We start from the raw sequence: 18,500 nt of genomic DNA, 5'->3' as shown, positions 1-18,500 counted from the left end.
GAGGAACTTGAGATGAGTGAGTTCAAGAATTTAACAACCTATAATCCGGGGGAAATTGAGCAGAATTGGTATGAATTTTGGGAAAAACAGGGATACTTCCACGAAGAAGTAGATGAAAGTAAAAAGCCGTTCAGTATCGTATTGCCACCGCCTAATGTAACGGGACAACTTCATATGGGGCATGCGCTCGACAATACCTTGCAGGATATTTTGATTCGTTTCAAACGTATGCAGGGTTACAATGTGCTTTGGATGCCGGGTACCGACCATGCCGGTATTGCTACGCAGGTAAAAGTAGAACAGAACCTTAAAGAAACAGAAGGTAAGTCTCGTTATGATCTTGGTCGTGAAGAGTTCGTTAAACGCGTTTGGCAATGGAAAGAAGAATATGGCAGCACCATTGTTAAACAGATTCGCAGCTTAGGCGCTTCCTGTGACTGGACCCGTGAACGCTTTACCTTGGACGAAGGCTACTATAAAGCTGTTCGCGAAGTATTCGTAAGCTTATATGAAAAAGGTCTTATTTATCGCGGTGAACGTATTGCCAACTGGTGCCCAAGCTGTCATACCGTTCTCAGTGATATCGAAGTTGAGCACAGTGATGAAGCAGGCCATTTATGGTTCATCAAATATCCGGTAGTCGGTGAAGAAGGTCGCTTCGTAACGGTTGCTACAACCCGTCCGGAAACGATGTTCGGTGACGTGGCCGTAGCCGTTAACCCAGAAGATGATCGTTATAAAGATATTATCGGTAAAACATTGTTATTACCATTCGTAAATCGTGAAATTCCGGTTATTGCCGATGATTATGTAGATCCAAGCTTTGGTACAGGTTGTGTAAAAATTACACCGGCTCATGACCCTAACGACTTTGAAATGGGTCAACGTCATAACCTCGAATCTATCGTAGTTATGAATCTTGATGCGACGATGAACAGCGAAGCCGGTCATTTTGAAGGTATGACCCGTGAAGCCGCTCGTAAACAAGTAGTAGCCGAACTTAAAGAACAGGGTCTCCTTGCCAAAATCGAAGACCATGAACACAGTGTAGGTCATTGCTCCCGTTGTAACACCATCGTAGAACCGCTCGTATCGAAACAGTGGTTTGTAAAAATGGCACCCCTTGCCGAACCGGCTTTGAAAGTTGTTAAAGATAAAGACATCGAATTCGTACCGGAACGTTTCACGAAAACGTACACCAATTGGTTGGAAAACATCCGTGACTGGTGTATTTCCCGTCAGTTATGGTGGGGCCATCGCATTCCTGCTTGGTATTGCGATGATTGCGGTGAAGTGATTGTATCTAAGGACGATGTTACGGAATGTCCTAAATGCGGCGGTCATGTTCATCAGGAAGAAGACGTACTGGATACTTGGTTCAGCTCCGCTTTATGGCCGTTTGCGACTATGGGCTGGCCGGAACAGACCAAGGAATTGGCTCATTGGTATCCGACCAGTGTAATGGTAACCGGTTATGACATTATTTTCTTCTGGGTTGCCCGCATGATTTTTATGGGTCTTGAATTTGAAAAAGAAATTCCGTTCAAACATGTATTCATTCATGGCCTCGTACGCGACAGCCAAGGCCGTAAAATGAGTAAATCTTTGGGCAACGGTATCAATCCGCTTGATGTTATCAACGAATACGGTGCCGATGCTCTTCGCTTTACATTGGTAACGGGCAATACACCGGGTAATGATATGCGTTTTTACATGGAACGCGTAGAAGCTAATCGAAATTTTGCAAATAAGATTTGGAATGCCGCAAAATTTGTTATAATGAACTTAGATAATTACGATCCTGAGTTTGTTCCTAGTGAAGAAGACTTTACGTTGGCAGATCGCTGGATTATTGATACCTACAATACTGCTGTGGCCACCATCACCAATAATCTCGATAAATTTGAGTTAGGTGAAGCAGCTGCCGGTGTTTATGATTTTATTTGGAACAGCTATTGCGATTGGTTTATCGAATTGGCTAAGCCGCGTCTTTATAATAAAGAAGGCGGTCGTGACCGTGCGGTAGTTCAATACTTATTGGTAACTATTTTGCGTCATATGCTCGAATTATTGCATCCGTTTATGCCATTTGTTACAGAACACATCTGGCAGCATCTCCCTCATGAAGGGGAAAGCATCGTAGTGGCTCCATGGCCAACGGCTTTACCGTTCGGTGATCAGAGCACCGCCGCTGCGCAAATGAACATCATGATGGATGGCATTAAAGGGATTCGTAATATGCGTGCCGAAATGAATGTACCAATGGGTAAACGCAGCGCCGTTATTTTAGCTGTCACTGATGAATCGCTACGCACCATGGTAAGCGAACATCAGGATTACTTTAAGACTTTGGGCTGGGCTGAATCGGTAACTATTTTGGGTGCCGATGATGCGAAACCTGAAAATGCTACCGTAACGGTAGTTAATGGTCTTGAAGTATATCTCTTACTCAAAGACTTAATCGACGTAACCAAAGAACGGGAACGTTTGACGAAAGAAAAAGAAACACTTAAGAAAGAAATTGCTCGTTTAGAAGGTAAATTAGGTAATCCGGGCTTCGTGGCCAAGGCTCCGGCAGATGTAGTTGCAAAAGAACAAGCCAAATTGGCTGAATATCAGCAAAAACAACAAGCTGTTATTGAACGTGAAGAATTTCTTAAAACCTTATAGGAGGTAATCATGACGTACGCAGAGGCAGTGGCCTATTTAGACAGTTGTGCATCCTTTGGCATCAAACCCGGTTTGGAACGCATTCATGCGTTATTGGATGAATTGGGGCATCCTGAACGGTCCTATAAAACAGTCCATGTGACGGGGACCAACGGTAAAGGTTCCGTTACAGTGTATATCGATTCGGTACTCACCACCAGCGGACATCGTTCCGGCCGTTTCACATCACCCCATTTAATCAGTTATACGGAACGCATTGTGGTAAATGGTCGCAATATTACCGAAGAAGCGTTTGGAGAATTGATTGCAAAAGTAAAAGACGCTGTAGCTAAAATTGAAGCGAAAGGATCGGAATCACCGACTCAGTTTGAAGTATTGACGGCAGCTGCTTTCTTGTTCTTCATGGAACAGCAGGTTAACTATGCAGTCATCGAAGTAGGCCTCGGCGGTTTATTGGATTCAACCAATGTGATTTTCCCCGAAGTATCCGTAATTACCAATGTATCCATGGACCATCAGGCGTATTGCGGTAACACCCTCCGTGAAATTGCTACCCATAAAGCGGGCATTATTAAACCGGGCATTCCGGTAGTGACGGCGGCGCAAGGGGAAGCATTGGCTGTTATCAAGGATAAAGCCAAAGAATTGAATTCTAAAGCGTATGTGTTTAATGAAGACTTTTCAATCAGCAGTCGCACTGTCACTGAAGATGGTCAGATGATTACCTTGGAAGATAAGAGCGGGCATAAAGACATGCTGTTTACCAAAATGGTAGGCGTTCATCAAGCTGTTAATATGGCCTGTGCCTTCCGTGCCGTTCGCGTTTTAATGGAACGCGATGAAGTAATCAGCGAGGAAACGTTGCGTGAAGGTTTGGCACGGGCTCACTGGGCCGGCCGTTTTGAAATCATCAAAAAACTCGACCGTACCTTTATTTTTGACGGCGCTCATAATGCAGGCGGCGCCGAAGCATTCCGTTTAACGTATGAAGAAGTATTTAAAGACAGACAAAAAACGGTAGTGTTGTCCGTCTTAAAAGATAAAGAAGTCAAAACAGTTGTAGAGGATTTGGTAAACCCTTACGATACTGTAATTACGGTGCCGGCTTCGACGCCGCGCACATCCACACCGGAAGAATTGGCTGAATTTGTGTCGGGTGTAGCTCAGACGGCTCAAACTGTCAGTGAAGGCATGCAAAAAGCCATGGCCGCTACTCAGACCGGCGATATTATTGTAGTAGCCGGTTCCTTGTATATTTTAGGTGAAGCAGAAGAGTGGTTAAAAGCTCAGTAAAGGATGAAGTAATGACAGGTGCAGTATCTATTGACGGGGGCCGTCCGTTGCAACATTATATTACACGACTCCTGTATGCCGTGGTGCTGGTTATGCCTTTACATCCGTGGCTCGGTGATGCACTGGTCATTATTGCCCTTTTACTCAGCGTTTGGGATACCTTGCGTTACAGACCATTGTCAAAACCTGCATCGTGGCTTCAGTGGTGCGTGTTGGGCTTTATGGGGTGGAGTTTATTGTCGGCCCTCGGCTCAGCTCGGCCGATGTGGACAACGGCCAGCTGGCTTTATAATGTAGGCATGTACGGCGGTATTTATTTCCTCACCTATCGCTATTTGCGTGAGCCCGAACAATGGCGCGTTTTTTTGCGTATTTTCATGTGGTCCGCATTCGTTGTTTGTTTGGTAGGCGTCTATCAATATATGACGACATCCATGGAATTATTAAAACAGTGGGTAGATGCGGCGCATTTTCCGCTCTTGAAGCGGCGCATGTTTGCTACATTGCAAAACCCGAATTTATTCGGTGAATATTTATTAATTGTATTGTCCATGGCAGGAACGGGGATTTTTCAAGGGCTTAAAGAAAAACGCTGGCGCTTATTGGCCTGGATGGTGCCGATGGCATTGTTTTTCCTGGTTTGTATGACCCTAACCTATTCGCGGGGCATATGGCTTAGCTTTGCCTGCGTTGTTGTGTATTGGGGGCTGACTATCGATCGACGCTTGCTTTTGTCGTTATTAATAATCCCTATTGTACTTTTTTGTTACCATGGGGAAGTGGCGTCAAGGCTTTGGTCGCTGTTCGACGGTAACGATACATCCGCTGTGTTGCGCTGGGCTTTATGGGACAGTACAACCTATATGATTGCGGATTATCCGATTCTGGGGATCGGTTGGGATGCCTTCTGGTTTGAATATCCACATTATAATTACTATATTCAGGCCCCTGATGTGATAATTTATCATGCCCATAACATGTTTCTAAATATGTTGGCAGAAATAGGAATTCCCGGCGCACTCTTCTATTTTGTCGCAATATATGGCCATGCTGTGTATGCTTTACGTTTGCCGAAAGCAACTATAAGTAACATCGTGAAGTATGGTATCGGTGCCGTTGTAGTAGGTATAACGGTTAGCGGCTTGTTTGACCATGATTTGTTCAGTCATCAGGTATCGGTAATTTTTTGGCAACTCTTAGGTTGGGCTTCATCCGTTTTATATACTTACAAAAAACGGGGGAACAAACCACTTGAGAATGAACCGACAACAGATATAAAAATTAATATATTCGATTCGTAAGTTAATTCGTGTACTTACTAAAGTCACTGTAATTAATAGACAAATATTGATATATTGGATTGAAATATTCTGATGTATATGATTAAAAAATCTGATAATCTAATTTATTGATAACCGAAAAATTCAGATGTTTGGTTAACAATAAACCTGAAAAAGTATAGGTATGATGAGACTAATTCATCATACCTATACTTTTTGTATATGAAATATCATTTATGCATATTGGTTGACAAAAGAAAATAATTCTTCTAAACTTAGCCATAGTTTGAAGTATAATTCTTTAAACAACATCTAATTATGTCAACATCTAATTATGTCGATGAAAGAGAAGATTTTCGATACGGTAAACTGTGAGTAAAAATAAAAAAATATTCACAAAAAAAGAGGATATTTTAAACTTTTGTCGAATATGTATTAGTGTTGGAATGCGGAAGTACAATTTAATGTCATTCAAACTTTTTAAAGGAGATGGTAGTGATGATTAACATCCTCGATCGCGTACAAGGCAGTGCTCTTCAAGCTAAAATCGTTACAGCTGAAGAAGCAGCTTTGTTGATCAACCCGGGCGACCATGTGGGTATTAGTGGTTTTACCCCATCCGGTTATCCGAAAGCAGTTCCTTTGGCCTTAGCTAAACGAATGGAAAGCGATCCATTTCAAATTGACTTGTGGACAGGCGCTTCAGTTGGTGATGAAGCTGATGGTGCTTTAGTTCGAGTTAATGGGATTGCCCGTCGTTTCCCTTACCAGACAAATGGTGATATGCGTAAAGCATTGAACGCTGCGAAAGTACGTTATAATGATATGCATCTTAGCCAGGTGGCTCAGAATGTACGTTACGGTTTCTATGGCGACTGCGATGTAGCTATCGTAGAAGCTGTATGCATCCGTGAAGACGGCGGTATTATTCCGTCCACTTCTGTTGGTAACACCCCGACCTACATCAGCCAAGCTAAGAAAGTAATTGTTGAAGTCAATGTATCGCAACCTATGAGCTTAGTAGGTATGCATGATATCTACGAACCATTGGATCCGCCGCATCGTCAGCCGTTACCTATTACAGCTGCCGGTAACCGCGTGGGTACACCTTATATCCCATGTGATCCTGAAAAAATCGTAGCTATCGTACCTTGCGATATTACCGATAAAACTCGTCCATTGGCAGCAATTGATGACGACGCTAAAGCAATGAGCCAACATTTAATCGAATTCTTCCAGAATGAAATTAAACATGGCCGTTTACCTAAGAATTTATTACCGTTACAATCCGGTGTAGGTTCGGTAGCAAATGCTGTTATCAGTGGTTTGGCACAAGGTCCGTTCACTAACCTTTCAATCTTTACCGAAGTAATTCAAGATGGTATGTTTGACCTTATTGATGCCGGTAAAGTTGAAGTATGTTCCGGTACGGCATTGTCGCCATCTCCGGACGGTTTAAAACGTTTCTATGACAACGTTGATTTGTACTCGAAGAAAATTATTCTTCGTCCGCAAGAACTTTCCAATAGTCCTGAATTAGCTCGACGCCTCGGCGTTATTGCTATGAATACGGCTATTGAATTTGATATTTTTGGTAATGTAAACTCCACTCATATCATGGGTAGCAAGATGATGAACGGTATCGGCGGTTCCGGCGACTTCGCTCGTAACGCATATATCTCCATCTTCTGTACTAATTCGGTAGCGAAAGATGGTGCTATCAGCTCCGTTGTTCCAATGTGCTCGCACATTGACCATACAGAACACGATGTAATGGTATTCTGTACTGAACAAGGTGTGGCTGACTGCCGTGGTTTGTCACCTGAAGAACGTGCTCGTTTAATTATTAAAAACTGTGCACATCCGGATTACAAACCAATGTTAGAAGATTACCTCGAAAGAGCCATTGCAGCGACAAAACACGCCCATACACCGATTTTGCTCGACGAAGCTCTTTCTTGGCATAAACGTTTCCAAGAAACTGGAAGCATGAAGAAGTAAAGGTATATTTAGGAGGATGATGAAAATTATGGCTAACGAAGCTCTAAAAGCTAATCTCGCCAAATACGAGGCAGAAGTTGCAGAAAAGATTGCTAAATTCCCAGAACGTAAAAACTTGAAGTACAATCGTTTATACACTCCACTTGACATCGAAGGTTTCGACTACGAAAGAGATTTAGGATTCCCTGGTGAATATCCTTACACTCGTGGCGTACAACCTACAATGTACCGTGGCCGTTTCTGGACAATGCGTATGTATGCTGGTTTCGCAACTGCTGAAGAATCCAACAAACGTTATCGTTACCTTATCGAATCCGGTGCTACCGGCCTTAGCTGTGCATTTGACTTGCCAACTCAGATCGGTTATGACTCCGATGACGCTATGGCTGAAGGCGAAGTTGGTAAAGTAGGGGTAGCAATTGACTCCTTGAAAGATATGGAAATCTTGTTCGACGGTATTGACCTCGGTAAAGTTTCCACTTCCATGACTATCAATGCTCCTGCATCTGTTCTTCTTGCTATGTACATTGCAGTAGCTGAAAAACAGGGCGTACCTGCATCCGCTTTGATGGGTACTATCCAGAACGATATTCTTAAAGAATATGCTGCTCGTGGTACTTACATTTTCCCACCAAAACCATCCATGCGCTTGATTACCAATATTTTCGAATATTGCTCTCAGAATGTACCAAAATGGAATACAATCTCCATTTCCGGTTACCATATTCGTGAAGCCGGCTCCACTGCTGCGCAGGAAATCGCATTCACAATCGCTGACGGTATTGCTTACGTAGAAGCTGCTTTGAAAGCCGGCTTAGACGTTGATGCTTTCGCTGGTCGTTTATCCTTCTTCTGGAATGCTCATAACAACGTACTTGAAGAAGTTGCTAAATTCCGTGCGTCACGTCGTTTATGGGCTCACATCATGAAAGAACGTTTTGGCGCTAAAAAAGCTAAATCCATGATGCTTCGTGTACATACTCAGACGGCCGGTTCCATGTTGACTGCACAACAAGTTGATAACAACATCGTTCGTGTAGCTTTACAGACTGCCGCTGCTGTAATGGGTGGTACTCAGTCCTTACATACTAACTCCCGTGACGAAGCTTTGGCTCTTCCTACAGAAGCTTCCGTACAGGTTGCTCTTCGTACTCAACAGATCGTTGCTTATGAATCCGGCTTAGCTGACGTAATTGACCCATTGGGCGGTTCCTACTATGTAGAAGCTATGACTAATGCAATTTACGACGAAGCTGCTGAATACATTAAGAAAATCGACGAAATGGGCGGCGCTGTAGTTGCTATTGAAAAAGGTTACATCCAGAAAGAAATTCAGGAATCCGCTTACAAATGGCAGATGGAAGTTGAATCCGGTCTCCGCACTATCGTAGGCGTTAACAAATTCCAGGTTGAAGAAAAACCTGTTGAAGGTCTTCTTCGCGTAGACGCTTCCGTAGGTGTTAACCAGGCTAAGAAAACTCAGCAAGTTCGTGCAGAACGCGACAACGCTGCAGTTGAAAAAGCATTGGCAGCACTTAAAGAAGGGGCAAAAGATGAAAATGTTAACCTTATGCCATTAATTCTTGATGCAGTTCGTACTTATGCAACATTAGGCGAAATTTGTAACGTATTACGTGAAGTATTCGGCGAATACCAAGCTCACTCCACGTTATAATTCTCAAGTATAATTAGCGTAACGATTAGTTCGGAGGTAATCTATCATGGCAGAAAAACGTATTCGTGTATTAGTAGCAAAACCAGGTCTTGATGGTCATGACCGTGGTGCTAAAGTTGTAGCTCGCGCACTTCGCGATGCTGGTTTTGAAGTAATTTATACTGGTCTTCGTCAGACGCCGGAACAAATTGTTGCAGCAGCTGAACAGGAAGACGTTAATGTTGTTGCGTTGAGCCTTCTTTCCGGTGCTCACAACACATTGTTCCCTAAAATCGTTGAAATGTTAAAAGAAAAAGGTATGGGCGACGTTCTTGTAGTAGGCGGCGGCGTAATTCCTGATGCTGATATCCCTGGTCTTAAAGAAGCAGGCGTTGCAGCAGTATTTACTCCTGGCACTCCTACAGGCGACGTAATCGAATTTATCAAAGCTAACGTAAAATAAGATGTTTTTTAGTAACAGGCTCGGATTTTTACAAGTCTGGGCCTGTCACTATATAAGAAGGCGGTGCAACCAATGGATTTAGTCAAAGAACTATTAAACGGTTCCCGACTGGCCTTGGCGAGAGCCATCACTGCAGTCGAAAGTGAATATGATGAAGCAATCGACATTATGAAAGCGATTTATCCTAAAACGGGTCATGCTCGTGTTTTAGGTGTTACCGGGGCTCCCGGCGCCGGTAAGAGTACCTTGACTGATAAAATTGTTAAACAATACTTACAGCAAGGTAAAAAAATCGGTATCGTTGCGGTGGACCCGACCAGTCCGTTCTCCGGTGGTGCCATCTTGGGTGACCGTATTCGAATGAATGATTTGACGTTAAACGAAAATGTATTCATTCGCAGTATGGGTACTCGTGGCAGCTTAGGCGGATTATCTAAGAAAACATCTGATGCAGTTAAGCTGATGGATGCGTTCGGTATGGATCTTGTTATTATTGAAACCGTAGGTGTTGGCCAATCAGAAGTCGATATCGTCAAAAATGCCGATAGCGTTTTGGTTGTGCTCGTACCGGGTCTCGGTGATGATATCCAAGCTATTAAGGCCGGTATTTTGGAAATCGGCGATGTATTCGCCATTAACAAAGCAGACCGCGATGGCTGTGATAAACTGAATGTTGAAATTGAAATGATGCTCGACTTAGACTCCCGTGAGGTTAAATGGCGTCCTCCTATTAAACGTACCATTGCGAGCAAAGACGAAGGTGTTGATGAATTAGTTGAAGCGTTGGATGAACATTTTGAATTCTTGGAAGACAGCGACGAATTAACTGTTCGCCGTCAGGATAGAACAAGAAATGAAATTATCGCGATGATTAATGAACAAATCGGACGTCGTGTTGCCGATGTAGTGGTAGCGAGTGACGACTTTAATAGCCAAGTTGATGCTGTTAACCAGCGTCAAAATGACCCATATACAGTGGTCAACAAAGTCTTGGCAGATGTTTTAAAAATTTAATGATACCAGCCTTCTAAGGCCTATCAAATGCAAAGGAGATTTTAACCATGGCATTTAAAGTATTAAACGTAGATCACATCGGTATTGGTGTTAGTGACTTAGCAGCAACTAAAGAATTCTACAAAAACACATTGGGTATTGAACATCTTCCTGAAGATGAAGTAGTAGAAGAACAAAAAGTAAAAGTAAGCTTCTTCCCTTGTGGCGATGCTGAATTGGAATTCTTGGAATCCACTACTCCTGATGGACCTATCGGCAAATTTATCGAAAAAAATGGTGGCCGTAACGGTATCCAACACGTTGCTTTACGTGTAGACAACATCGAAGCTGCAATCGCTGATTTAATGGAAAAAGGCGTTCGCATGATCGACGAAAAACCTCGCTACGGTGCAGGCGGATCTGCTATTGCTTTCATTCATCCAAAAGCAACTGGTGGCGTTCTTCTTGAACTTTGCCAGAGAATGAAGTAATATAAGATATATAATTTATTTATATAAAACTCTATGGAGGTGTAGTGATGGCAACAGTCCAAGAAAAGATTGAGTTGTTACACAAAAAGTTAGAAGTTGTGAAACTTGGCGGCGGGGAAAAACGTATTGAATCCCAGCACAACAAAGGCAAAATGACTGCCCGTGAACGTATCGCTAAGTTGTTTGACGAAGGCAGCTTCGTTGAATTGGATCAATTTGTTAAACATCGTTGTGTAAACTTCGGTCAAGACAAAAAAGAATTACCTGGTGAAGGTGTAGTTACCGGTTGGGGTACTATCGATGGTCGTTTAGTGTATGCTTTCGCTCAAGACTTCACAGTAGAAGGCGGTTCTTTAGGTGAAATGCATGCTGCTAAAATCGTTAAAGTACAGCGTTTAGCAATGAAAATGGGTGCTCCTATTATCGGTATCAATGATTCCGGCGGGGCTCGTATTCAGGAAGCTGTTGACGCATTGGCAGGCTATGGTAAAATCTTCTTCGAAAATACCAACGCATCCGGTGTTATCCCTCAGATTTCCGTAATCATGGGACCATGTGCAGGCGGTGCAGTTTATTCTCCTGCATTGACTGACTTCATCTACATGGTTAAGAACACTTCCCAAATGTTCATCACCGGCCCGGCTGTAATTAAATCGGTAACGGCTGAAGATGTAACGGCAGAAGCACTTGGTGGTGCTATGGCACACAACAGTGTATCCGGTGTTGCTCACTTTGCTGCTGAAGACGAAGATGACTGCATCCAACAGATTCGTTACTTGTTAAGCTTCTTACCAAGCAATAATATGGAAGATGTACCGCTCGTTGATACCGGCGATGATCCAAACCGTATTTCTGAAGAACTTAACACATTATTGCCAGACAACAGCAATATGCCTTATAATATGTTAGACGTAATCTCTGCTGTTGTAGATAATGGTGAATACTATGAAGCTCAACCTTTCTATGCAACTAATATCATTACATGCTTCGCTCGTTTCAACGGCCAAAGCGTAGGTATTATTGCTAACCAGCCAAAAGTAATGGCAGGTTGTCTTGATATTAATGCATCCGATAAATCTTCTCGCTTTATCCGCTTCTGTGATGCATTTAATATTCCAATCGTTAACTTCGTAGACGTTCCTGGTTTCTTGCCTGGTACTAACCAAGAATGGGGCGGTATCATTCGTCATGGTGCGAAAATGTTATACGCTTATTCCGAAGCTACAGTACCTAAGATTACTGTTATTACTCGAAAAGCATACGGTGGTTCTTATCTCGCTATGTGTTCTCAAGACCTCGGTGCCGATCAAGTATATGCATGGCCTACATCTGAAATCGCAGTTATGGGTCCTGCAGGTGCAGCTAATATCATCTTCCGTAAAGATGCAGACAAAGATGAAAAAACTGCCAAATATGTTGAAGAATTTGCTACACCATATAAAGCTGCTGAACGCGGTTTCGTAGATGCTGTAATCGAACCAAAAGTAACTCGCCCTGCAATTATTAATGCACTCGCTATGCTTGCAAGTAAGAGTGAATCTCGTGCAGCTAAAAAACATGGTAACATTCCATTGTAATTTTTAGAATGTAAAACTTAGTTTTGATTTGGAGTATCATAATTCTTATTCTTAGTTGTTAGAAAGAAAGAGGAATTTATTATGGGAGGAAACGAAAGTGCTATGAATCCGTGGCTATTTATGGCAATCAATATGACTGTCGTATTTGCCGTGTTGGCTGTATTAGGTGCAATCATGGTCATTACTCATAAAATTGACCCTACAAAAAAAAAGCCTAATGAACCGGCCAAGAGCGTAGCGCCAGCAGCTGCTCCTGTGACTGCAGCAGCGCCAGTGGTAGCTAATGATGAACCTGTAGTAGCCGCTATTACGGGAGTCATCGTGGCTATGGGTTACTCGTCAGATCAAATTGCATCAATTCGTCCGGCTACAACCAGCCGTAACTGGACACTAGATGGCAGACTAAGTGGTAGATACTAGTCAAACGTAATCTAGGAGGTGTAAACATGAGCAAGACGGAATTTAAAACCGGCAGCAACAAAGTCAATGATGAAGTAGTTGCAGTAATTGCTAGCGCTATTAGTGCTATGGGTTATTCGGTTAATCAGATTGCCAGTATTCGTCCAAGCGTAAATATCTATAACTGGAAATTGGACGGACGTTTGCGCATGAGTCGTTAATTGTAATATTGTGATGAAGAATTAGCAATTAGCATTGAAGTTTATATGTTTGGAGGATAACAAAATGAAAAAATTTAGCGTAACTGTAAATGGTACTGTATATGATGTTGAAGTTAATGAAGTAAAAGCTGGCGGCGTAGCTCCAGCAGCTCCTGCACCTAAAGCAGCTCCGGCTCCAGCACCTGCAGCAGCTCCAGCAGCTCCAGCGCCTAAAGCAGCAGCTCCTGTAGCAGCCGGTGCAACTACAGTTAAAGCTCCAATGCCTGGTAAAATTTTATCTGTTGCCGTTTCCGCTGGTCAAGCAGTTAAAAAAGGCGACCTTTTATTAGTTCTTGAAGCTATGAAAATGCAGAACGAAATCTACGCTCCACAGGATGCTACTGTATCTGAAGTTCGCGTATCCGCTAACCAGACTGTAGCTACCGGCGAAGACATGGTAGTTTTAGGCTAATAAAATATTTGTAGTGAATTGTTGATTATATCAGTAATTAAGTTCTCTGAGAAAGGAGATCACGTATGGATGCCTTTATCGTAGCGGTCTCTTCCGTTTGGACAGACAGCGGGTTCATCAACTTCAACTGGGGCAACGGCGTTATGATCTTAGTAGGTTTACTATTATTGTACATGGCCTTTGCTAAAGAGTTTGAACCATTATTGCTCTCGCCAATCGCTTTTGGTTGTATTCTCGCCAACATCCCTCGCAATGGTTTTGAAGAAGGGGTTATGGCCCTTATCAGCGCCGGGGTTGCTAATGAAATCTTCCCTCCGCTTATCTTCTTAGGTGTAGGTGCGATGACTGACTTCGGTCCTTTAATTGCTAACCCTAAAACATTGTTCTTAGGGGCAGCAGCTCAAATCGGTGTATTCGTTGCTTTAGCCGGAGCTATGGTGATTGGTTTCACTGCGCCACAGGCAGCAGCTATTGGTATTATTGGTGGTGCCGACGGTCCTACATCTATTTATCTGGCGGCTAAATTGGCACCTGAATTACTCGGTGCTATCGCTGTAGCAGCTTATTCTTACATGTCATTGGTACCATTAATCCAACCACCGGTTATGAAATTGCTAACAACGCAGAAAGAACGTGCAGTTGTTATGGAACAGCTTCGTGAAGTATCTCACTTCGAAAAAATTGCATTTCCAATCCTTTCTACAATCTTTATTTCCTTATTATTACCATCCATCACTTCTTTGTTAGGTATGTTGATGTTAGGTAACTTATTCCGTGAATCCGGTGTAACAGAACGTTTATCCGATACATCTCAAAACGCTTTGATTAATATCGTTACTATATTCTTAGCAACAGGTACCGGTCTTACTATGAATGCTGAACACTTCTTAACAATTGACACTATTAAGATTATCATCTTAGGTTTAGTTGCGTTCATCTTCGGTACTGCCGGTGGCGTATTGTTCGGTAAACTCATGTATATGATGGATGGCGGAAAAACAAATCCGCTTATTGGTTCCGCCGGTGTATCCGCTGTTCCAATGGCAGCTCGTGTATCTCAGGTAGTAGGAGCCAAAGCAAATCCTGCTAATTTCTTGTTGATGCATGCTATGGGTCCTAACGTAGCCGGCGTTATCGGTACTGCAGTTGCAGCCGGTACTATGCTTGCCATGTTGGGCGCACACTAATTAAATATTGAAATGCTGGCTTGGGGGCCTCTTCCCCCAAGGTTAGCTTTTTTCTTGTCGATTTACAGTAATGTGAAGAGATACTTTGACAATAAGTTCTGCTCGAAGTATTCTTTGGGGATATTACCAATTAGTATCGATAAATCGTGTTGCATTTATAATTTAATGTAGAGGTGATTTTGACTTGTTCTCCATAGAATTGAAAATTTTAATTTCTTTCGTGTGGGCACTTATTGTCTTTTTTGTTGTAGCCATAATTATTGGCCCTGAGCGTAAGTCTCAATGGTTCCAACGTCGAACAAAGTATTCCTTCTTTAATCGACGAGGTTTTATTAGTGAACACTTATTTTTCGGCTATCCTAAAACTAAGGAAGGTATTTTTATAACGGCAGGCATGGCAGCTGTCATTGGGGCAGTTATCCTTGGTCTGTATTATGTATAGCCCCAGTTTAAGATAGACTATGTTCTGATTATATACGGTCAGATAACTGAAATTATCTAGTTGAATAATTAGATTCATTTCCTAAAATTAAGGGGTTTACTAATAGATTTAGTGAATATTGAATATTAAAAGGAGATGACTTTACATGGATGCTGCAGTACAAACGTTGATCGTACTCGCTGTTATGGCGGTTTTCTTTGTAACTGAAATTATCCCGCTCGCAATTACCTCATTAGGTGGTGCCATTGCGTTAGCATTGATGGGAATTATTAGTAGTAAAGAAGCTTTTTCCGGCTTATCCGATAGTACCGTAGTATTATTTGCTGGTATGTTTGTAGTAGGCGGTGCTCTATTCTACACCGGTTTAGCCCAAAAAATTGGGGAAACCGTAGTATCCAAAGCCGGTACCAGTGAAAATGGCTTGATGTTTGCAATCATGACTGTTACAGCCGCTATGTCCGCATTCTTATCCAACACCGGTACAGCTGCGGCTTTATTACCGGTAGTAGTTGGTATCTGTGCGGTTGCTAAAATTCCTGCCAGCCGTCAATTAATGCCATTAGCATTTGCTGCCGGTATTGGTGGTATCATGACAATGGTTGGCACACCTCCAAACATTATCGTTAACGGTGCCTTATCCAAAGCCGGTATCGAACAATTCGGTTTTTTTGAATTTGCATGGATTGGCATTCCTTTGACTGTTGCCACTATCGTTTTCATGATGTTCATCGGTAAATATTTCTTACCTAAACATGAAATTACCGATGTTGGCGAAGTTGAACAAGAAGTGTCTGCTGAAGATATTTCTAACGATCCTAAGAAACAATTATATTCCGGTTTAATTCTTTTAACTGTTATCGTATTGATGATTTTAGGCGATCCATTGAAATCCATTGGTATTAACTTACCATTGAGCTTGGTAGCTGTTATGGGTGCTTTAGCTTGCGTACTTACCGGTTGCTTGGAAGAAAAACAAGCTTACACTTCGATTGACTGGGTTACTATCTTCTTGTTCGCAGGTATGATGCCTGTAGCAGGTGCTATGGATAAATCCGGTGCCGGTCAATTAATCGCTGACGCAGTACTTGGTGTTATGGGTTCCGATCCTAGCCCTTACTTCGCAACAGCAGTATTGTTCTTATTATCTTGCGTTATGACTCAGTTCATGTCCAATACCGCATCTTGTGCATTGCTTGCTCCTATCGGCATCGCAATTGCAAAAGGTATGGGTGCTGACCCTCATGCCGTATTAATGGCTATCGGCGTTGCTGCATCTTGTGCTTTCGGTACACCTGTTGGTACGCCTCCAAACACATTGGTACTTGGCCCTGGTCAATACAAATTCATGGACTATGTTAAAGCCGGTGTTCCATTGATCGTTGTATGCTTCATCGTAAGTATCTTGATCATTCCAATGGTATGGCCTTTCTTCCCTGGTAAATAATTACCGGTCAGAAAGTAACTTTAGTTGAGATAATACTAAAAAATACTTTATAATTAATGTTGAGGCGGTGCGCTTTACGTGCTGCTTCAACATTTTTTATTTTATTGAGCGGTATTTTTATGGGAGTTTATGATTATGAAGATTTTTGGAAAGGCTGAATCGAAACGGAGTAGAACGGCCGGATTTATTATAGCCTTCTTCTGTATTTTATTATTGGTCGCAATGGGCTGGACGATTTCCAGAAGTATTGCGAAGGGAATTATTATACTGGATGAATTATTCGTTGAAGTGGTGGCTTTATTTGTGATTTTAAAGTCCGCGGTGGCACAATATATGTATCTTTTGACGGAAGATAAATTAGTTATTGTGGAGAAGATTCTGTTTTATACTAAAAAAATGGAAATTCCTTATAATATGATCGATGGAGTGTATGCTCATAAGACTGAATTTATCAGTAAGTTCCGTTTGCGCTATAAATATCGAAAATGTTCAACCGTAGACAATCGTCCTATTTGGGCGTTAATATATTCCATTGTTAATGGTAAAAAGGTTAAAAACGGTCGTGTATTGTTAAAAGCCGATCCGGCTTTTTTTGAGGCATTTGATCGCTTTGTGCCGAATAGAATCTGTGCACCGCAAGCCGATGTCATGTTATATTCCTATGCAAGACGTGATGCTGTAATGCATGATGAATCGGTAGAAGAATATTTTAAGAAACTATCGGGTGCGTCTGAAGCGTCGGCTGATACAGCACATACGGAAGAGGAGGGCAGTCGCTAATATGAATCATGAAGAATTAACCAAAAGACGTAAGGAACTGATTGATGAACGAGCCGCCCGTTTAGAGGAGTGGCGTAAGTTAATTCAATTGGAGGATCGGCCTCCGCTAGCTATCTCCATCATTGGTTTTATTTTAATCGCTGCCGGTACTGTTATGGTATATTTGGTGGAACATCCTTGTATTTATGAACCTATGTTTTTAGGCGGCTTAGTATTAATGCTCATAGGGGCGGCTGTTTTTTATAATAGTAAAATTACAGTAGATGGTCGATTTAAACGTAAACAAAGATTGCGTACCATTGTGGAAGAGCTGAATGAACAAATTCGTGATGCTTCACAAGAATTAGGGTTACCGAATCCTAAAATAAAATTCCCTAAAGATCACAGTAAACGCAAAAAGTAATTGATAATGCTAGTCATTTGAAATTGAGCATAGTTCACATCTTAAATGAGAATGCACTGTGGGCCTATGGTTGGACAAAAAACTTAAAAATGTATATTGAAAATATCTATCAATAACCTATAAAGTGGTATTCCTGCTATGTAAATAAGTCAATTGAACTTGCGTAAAAATAATAAGAAATCATTCTCCATAAGTTTGACAAGAAGGAAAAATCGTGCCATAATGAGAACATAAAGTTAAGGTAAGTTCCTTAAAGAAATGATAATTCAGAAATTATCCGGTATATTATGTGGAGGTGTCCAACTATGAGATTGATCGGTGACGAATGTATTAAATGTGGTTCTTGTGCTTCTGTATGCCCAGTAGGCGCTATCAGCGAAGGCGAACTTAAATACGAAATCAATGAAACTTGCATCGACTGCGGTTCTTGCGAATCCGTATGCCCTGTAGGCACTATTCATCCAGCTGAATAATCTTGGATGCTCAAAGCCCTCTAGATAGAGGGCTTTTTTTCTTGCCCTTTTTTAGGCTCTTTGTCAAATTTTGGGGCGCTAAAGAGTCTATGCACTTTGAGGAAGGACATGCGACATAACTGTTGCGTGTCCTTTTCTTGTATTGATGAATAAAATCCGGTTACGGAAGTAGTGGAAGTTCCGTATCCCAAAAGAGCAACGTTTTAAAACTTTAATTTTGTTGTTGCAACCCTCGGTAAAGCCGTTTGAATATGGTAAGGTTAAGGCATTAATAATTT

18 protein-coding genes are annotated in these 18,500 nt (G+C 42.0%); 17 read left to right on the top strand and 1 reads right to left on the bottom strand.

The window, feature by feature from the left end; translation table 11 throughout:
• Positions 1–12 precede the first annotated feature (12 nt).
• The 17 genes from E7204_RS06965 (at position 13) to E7204_RS06885 (ending at position 18,222) form a co-directional block, all read left to right on the top strand.
• Positions 13–2,670, top strand: a complete 2,658-nt coding sequence (locus E7204_RS06965) for a valine--tRNA ligase (protein WP_295183035.1) — start codon at positions 13–15, stop codon at positions 2,668–2,670.
• Positions 2,671–2,679: 9 nt separating this feature from the next.
• On the top strand, positions 2,680–3,963 hold the full coding sequence (locus tag E7204_RS06960) for a folylpolyglutamate synthase/dihydrofolate synthase family protein (protein WP_295183033.1): 1,284 nt from the start codon (positions 2,680–2,682) through the stop codon (positions 3,961–3,963).
• An 11-nt stretch (positions 3,964–3,974) separates the two neighbouring features.
• Positions 3,975–5,264, top strand: a complete 1,290-nt coding sequence (locus tag E7204_RS06955; protein WP_295183032.1) for an O-antigen ligase family protein — start codon at positions 3,975–3,977, stop codon at positions 5,262–5,264.
• 477 nt (positions 5,265–5,741) lie between these two features.
• The gene (locus E7204_RS06950; protein WP_295183089.1) at positions 5,742–7,244 is read left to right on the top strand and encodes an acetyl-CoA hydrolase/transferase family protein; all 1,503 of its coding nucleotides are present in this window, start codon (positions 5,742–5,744) and stop codon (positions 7,242–7,244) included.
• A gap of 28 nt (positions 7,245–7,272) precedes the next feature.
• Positions 7,273–8,919 (top strand): methylmalonyl-CoA mutase family protein, encoded by a 1,647-nt coding sequence (locus E7204_RS06945; RefSeq protein WP_127058752.1) that lies wholly within the window; start codon positions 7,273–7,275, stop codon positions 8,917–8,919.
• 46 nt (positions 8,920–8,965) lie between these two features.
• Entirely contained in the window at positions 8,966–9,361 is a 396-nt protein-coding gene (locus E7204_RS06940; RefSeq protein ID WP_021841704.1) for a cobalamin B12-binding domain-containing protein, read from the top strand.
• A 72-nt stretch (positions 9,362–9,433) separates the two neighbouring features.
• On the top strand, positions 9,434–10,375 hold the full coding sequence (meaB, locus tag E7204_RS06935) for a methylmalonyl Co-A mutase-associated GTPase MeaB (protein WP_295183029.1): 942 nt from the start codon (positions 9,434–9,436) through the stop codon (positions 10,373–10,375).
• A 47-nt stretch (positions 10,376–10,422) separates the two neighbouring features.
• Positions 10,423–10,845: a methylmalonyl-CoA epimerase gene (mce, locus tag E7204_RS06930; RefSeq protein ID WP_021841702.1), complete on the top strand. Its 423-nt coding sequence runs from the start codon at positions 10,423–10,425 to the stop codon at positions 10,843–10,845.
• Between the two features lie 47 nt (positions 10,846–10,892).
• Positions 10,893–12,422, top strand: a complete 1,530-nt coding sequence (locus E7204_RS06925) for a carboxyl transferase domain-containing protein (RefSeq protein ID WP_295183027.1) — start codon at positions 10,893–10,895, stop codon at positions 12,420–12,422.
• Between the two features lie 81 nt (positions 12,423–12,503).
• Positions 12,504–12,842, top strand: coding sequence for an OadG family protein (locus E7204_RS06920; RefSeq protein WP_295183025.1), 339 nt, complete (start codon positions 12,504–12,506; stop codon positions 12,840–12,842).
• Between the two features lie 26 nt (positions 12,843–12,868).
• Complete coding sequence (locus E7204_RS06915; RefSeq protein WP_295183023.1) at positions 12,869–13,042, top strand: hypothetical protein; 174 nt, start codon at positions 12,869–12,871, stop codon at positions 13,040–13,042.
• A gap of 64 nt (positions 13,043–13,106) precedes the next feature.
• Positions 13,107–13,493 (top strand): biotin/lipoyl-containing protein, encoded by a 387-nt coding sequence (locus E7204_RS06910; RefSeq protein ID WP_295183021.1) that lies wholly within the window; start codon positions 13,107–13,109, stop codon positions 13,491–13,493.
• 65 nt (positions 13,494–13,558) lie between these two features.
• On the top strand, positions 13,559–14,680 hold the full coding sequence (locus tag E7204_RS06905; protein ID WP_295183019.1) for a sodium ion-translocating decarboxylase subunit beta: 1,122 nt from the start codon (positions 13,559–13,561) through the stop codon (positions 14,678–14,680).
• Between the two features lie 587 nt (positions 14,681–15,267).
• Positions 15,268–16,566, top strand: coding sequence for an SLC13 family permease (locus E7204_RS06900; RefSeq protein WP_295183017.1), 1,299 nt, complete (start codon positions 15,268–15,270; stop codon positions 16,564–16,566).
• A 135-nt stretch (positions 16,567–16,701) separates the two neighbouring features.
• Positions 16,702–17,346 (top strand): hypothetical protein, encoded by a 645-nt coding sequence (locus tag E7204_RS06895; RefSeq protein ID WP_295183015.1) that lies wholly within the window; start codon positions 16,702–16,704, stop codon positions 17,344–17,346.
• 1 nt (position 17,347) lies between these two features.
• Entirely contained in the window at positions 17,348–17,749 is a 402-nt protein-coding gene (locus tag E7204_RS06890) for a hypothetical protein (RefSeq protein ID WP_295183014.1), read from the top strand.
• A gap of 305 nt (positions 17,750–18,054) precedes the next feature.
• Entirely contained in the window at positions 18,055–18,222 is a 168-nt protein-coding gene (locus E7204_RS06885) for a 4Fe-4S binding protein (protein ID WP_021841692.1), read from the top strand.
• Between the two features lie 87 nt (positions 18,223–18,309).
• Here the strand turns inward: E7204_RS06885 and E7204_RS06880 are convergent.
• The coding region (locus tag E7204_RS06880) for a transposase (protein ID WP_295183013.1) at positions 18,310–18,500 on the bottom strand (191 nt) is incomplete at its 5' end.

The sequence above is a fragment of the Veillonella sp. genome, assembly GCF_015058545.1.
Classification (GTDB): domain Bacteria; phylum Bacillota; class Negativicutes; order Veillonellales; family Veillonellaceae; genus Veillonella_A.
This window is presented reverse-complemented; position numbering and strand designations above follow the sequence as displayed.